The organism is Amycolatopsis thailandensis, from assembly GCF_002234405.1.
Taxonomy (GTDB): Bacteria; Actinomycetota; Actinomycetes; order Mycobacteriales; family Pseudonocardiaceae; genus Amycolatopsis; species Amycolatopsis thailandensis.
Genome location: NZ_NMQT01000321.1, coordinates 1 through 848, shown reverse-complemented (window position 1 = coordinate 848; position 848 = coordinate 1). Strand labels below are relative to the sequence as shown.

Annotated in this window: 1 protein-coding gene; it reads right to left on the bottom strand. The window is 69.5% G+C overall.

Annotated elements, in window-relative coordinates; translation table 11 throughout:
- Window positions 1–848 (bottom strand): PhoX family protein (locus tag CFP71_RS42595; RefSeq protein ID WP_143267320.1); only part of this gene is annotated, 848 nt, incomplete at both ends.

The window sequence follows — 848 nt, the reverse complement described above, 5'->3', positions numbered from 1 at the left end:
GCGCGGTGTGCTTGACCGGCGTCGAGTTCGGGTCGTTCGGGTCGATTTCGACGACCCAGCCGAAGCGGTTGGCCTCGTTGGGTTCCTGCGCGAGGTCCCAGCGCTTGTCGAACCGCTCCCACTTACGGGTGGTCCCGGCGCCGGAGAAGCCGTAGCGCTTCAGGCGCGCGGCCGCGACCGGGTCGGTGACGCTCGACGCGTTGGCGAAGTACTGGTTGACGTTCTCCTCGCCGGAAAGCACGGTGCCCCAAGGGGTCACGCCGCCGGCGCAGTTGTTCTGCGTGCCGAAGACCTTGCGGCCGGTCGGGTCCGCGGAGGTCTTGAGGAACTTCGAACCGGCCGCCGGGCCGCGCACCTCGAAGGCGGTGTTCAGCGTGATGCGGCGGTTGAACGGGCTCGGCACGGCGCGCAGCGCGCCGCCGATCGGGTCGCGGAAGGTCTGGACGACCGAAAGACCGTGAGCGGCCCAGGCGATCTTGACCTGCTCCTCGGTCGGGTTGGCCGGGTCGTACTGGTCGGCCGGGAACATGTGGACCTCGGTGGTGTACTCGTGGTTCACCACCAGCAGGTTGCGGATGCCCAGCGGGTCCTGCGGGATCAGGCCGACGAAGTCGTTGTTGTAGCCGAACTGCTTGGCCTGCGCGGCCGCGGTCTGCTTGCGGAAATCGAACTTCGGCGCGCCGAATTCGACGGCGTCGCCCCAGCGGATGACGACCCGCTGGTCGTAACCCTCGGGAATGGTGACCGCGTCGAGCTTGTTCGGCGGCACGGCTTCGAAGTCGGTGCCGGGAACCGGACGGCCGGGACGCCCCGGCTTGCCGTGTCCCGCGGCGGCGACGTCGGCCGGG